This is a genomic window from Acinetobacter sp., assembly GCF_045628685.1.
Classification (GTDB): domain Bacteria; phylum Pseudomonadota; class Gammaproteobacteria; order Pseudomonadales; family Moraxellaceae; genus Acinetobacter.
The window spans coordinates 1-2,731 of record NZ_JAZQPV010000099.1 but is presented as its reverse complement, the minus strand read 5'-3'; the positions used below and the strand labels follow the sequence as shown (position 1 = coordinate 2,731).

Here is a 2,731-nt window from a genome sequence, read left to right as displayed (position 1 = left end):
TAATCTGCACCCCGAAAGTTGGACACTCTCAGTCTAATTTGAAGGGTGCTTTTTAATGGCTAAATATTCTCAAGAATTCAAATTGAAAGTTGTTGAACATTACCTGTCTGGTCACGGTGACTCAGTGACGGGGCAACTTTTTAATGTTCACAGATCCGATGTTCAAAAATGGAGTAAAGCATTTAAACTTTATGGTGTGCCAGGCTTGGAACGTCGAAGATCTAAAACCAGTTTTACTGTTGAATTTAAATATCAGGTTGTCAAAGCAATACATGATGAAGGCGTTTCCTTAAGGGAAGCTATGCAACGCTTTGATATTAATGAAACAAGTACGTTAAGAAATTGGTTGAAACTATATAAAGAAAACGGCATAGATGGTTTACAACCAAAGCCTAGAAGAAAACTTAACAGCATGCCAAAGCCCAAGATACCCAAAGCTAAAACGATTAAAGCAGATCAGGATAAAACCCAAGAGGAACTACTTGAAGAGTTAGCGTATCTGCGAGCGGAGGTCGAATATTTAAAAAAGCGGAGAACCTTGATTCAGAAGCAGAAAGAACAGGAAAAAGCAGAACAGCAACAACTGCAAAATTAATATCTGAATTAAGGAAACACCATCCTCTAAAGTATGTGTTACATGCAGCACAGATGGCACGTAGTACCTATTTTTATCATGAGAAACAGTCAAAATTTAAAGATAAATACGCTGATCTAAAACAGCATATTCAAGCAATCTATCACAGCCATAAAGGCCGTTATGGATATCGCCGGATTACACTCGCATTGAGAAATACAGGTACGGTAGTAAACCATAAGTGTATACAACGCCTAATGCGGTCTATGAAGCTTAAATCACATATCAGGGCCGTGAAATATCGTTCTTACAAAGGCGAAGTTGGAAAGATCGCCAAAAATGTTTTACAGCGTAAATTTAAGGCAAACAGGCCCAACCAGAAATGGGTTACAGATGTCACTGAGTTCAATGTTAGAGGTGAAAAGCTTTATCTTTCACCAGTCATGGACTTGTTTAATGGTGAAATTATTGCATTTCAAACAGGGCGTAGACCAGTATTTGGACTGGTTAAAGATATGCTGCAGAAGTCCATGGATAAGCTGAAATCGAATGAGAAACCACTCATTCATTCAGACCAAGGATGGCAATATCAGATGCGATATTATCAGCAACAACTGGCAGAACGAGGACTTACCCAAAGCATGTCACGTAAAGGCAACTGCCTAGATAATGCTGCAATGGAAAGCTTCTTTGGAATACTAAAATCAGAATGTTTCTATGGTGAAGAATTTAAATCAGTTGATGAATTGGAGCGAAAGGTGAAAGAATATATTCACTATTACAACCATGAGCGAATCAAGGTTAAATTAAAAGGACTGACCCCTGTTGAATACAGAAATCAGTCCTTAGAATCCGCCTAGCTTGGAGTCCAACTTTTGGGGGTCAGATCAAAAAGCAGGGTTTTTTTATAGCTGATTAAAATGAAATATAAAAAGGCAGCATAAAATATGCTCTCTTTATTCTTTTATATAGCGGATATCTTGAGGATTAAGGAAAAAACTTAGGGTATTAAAATAATCAGCTAGGTAAAGGAAATCATCATCAGTGCGACAAATTGCGCAGCACTACCCATGTTTTTGGCATTTTTTGAAAGCTCATGTTTTTTCAGAGAAATACAGTCTACGCTTCAATCGCTGAATTAAATAATTCAACAATCAGTACCAGTAAACACACCGCAATCATCATCACTTGCTCTATACGGGCTACATTAAGAAAAAAACCAGCAGAAATTAGAATCAAATTTATAAATACAATTTGACGAAATGCAGCTTTATTCATAAAAGCAGTTTTAAAACCCGAAATAGAATAATGGGTTGCATGGATAACACGCTTAAAACCTGTTTTTTCTTTAAATGGGGAATATGGGTTCATAACTAAATTTTTCATCTATTTCAGACAAAATAGAACAGATTTATTAAATAGAGATTAATTTTAAATGCTTTATCATTAGGGCGTGTCCTCATTTGGCTTTGCACCAAATAAACAAACAAGCCAAGAACAACATGGACTTATAATTACGAGCCAACTTTTCAAAACGAGTGGCAATACCACGAAAATGCTTTAATCGGGCAAAGGCATTTTCAACAAGATGCCTTAGACGATAGAGGTAGTGATCAAAGTCTATATTTGGTTTTTTGCTGTTTGATTTTCTTGGAATAATAGGAGTCATCCTATGATTACGAGCGACTTCACGAATATGCTCTGAATCATAACCTTTATCTGCAATTAAATAGTCGGCTTCACCTACCAACTCAATCAAGTCACTTGCAACTTGACTGTCGTGGACTTCACCCCCAGTGATTTCAAAATCAATCGGATGTCCATGCGCATCGACGGCAAGGTGAATCTTTGTAGTCGCTCCGCCTCTTGATCTTCCAATTGCTCTATCTTCACCACGCCGAGCTCCACTTGCATGCTGATGCGCGCGAATGTAGCTTCCGTCAATGAAGACCCATTCTTTATCCAAGATGCCTAAGTCGGATCGTAGCCATGTCGTTCTGTGAGCCAAGGAGTTGATAATATGCCTTGTCTTCCTAAGACCGCTTGGCCTCCGACTTTCCAATTGCTGTATCTTCACCACGCCGAGCTCCACTTGCATGCTGATGCGCGCGAATGTAGCTTCCGTCAATGAAGACCCATTCTTTATCCAAGATGCCT

General features: G+C 38.5%; 2 protein-coding genes and 1 pseudogene. 1 reads left to right on the top strand and 2 read right to left on the bottom strand.

Features of this window, described 5'->3' with window-relative positions; genetic code table 11:
* Positions 1-55 precede the first annotated feature (55 nt).
* Positions 56-1,434, top strand: a protein-coding gene (locus tag ACKI4H_RS13260; RefSeq protein ID WP_407306478.1) for an IS3 family transposase whose coding sequence is annotated in 2 segments (ribosomal slippage) — positions 56-530 and positions 530-1,434 — 1,380 coding nt in all. Because the reading frame shifts where the segments join, the coding sequence is not laid out codon by codon here.
* A gap of 161 nt (positions 1,435-1,595) precedes the next feature.
* Here ACKI4H_RS13260 and ACKI4H_RS13255 read toward each other — a convergent pair.
* Both ACKI4H_RS13255 and ACKI4H_RS13250 read right to left on the bottom strand, forming a co-directional pair.
* Positions 1,596-1,945, bottom strand: a pseudogene (locus tag ACKI4H_RS13255) (diacylglycerol kinase).
* 88 nt (positions 1,946-2,033) lie between these two features.
* A complete protein-coding gene (locus ACKI4H_RS13250) occupies positions 2,034-2,672 on the bottom strand; it encodes an IS5 family transposase (RefSeq protein ID WP_407306480.1) in 639 nt (212 codons plus the stop codon).
* Between the last annotated feature and the right edge of the window lie 59 nt (positions 2,673-2,731).

What these genes read in the sequence shown, in the direction of transcription:
- ACKI4H_RS13250 (WP_407306480.1), bottom strand. Translation starts at nt 2,672, where the DNA reads ATGCAAGTGGAGCTCGGCGTGGTGAAGATACAGCAATTGGAAAGTCGG.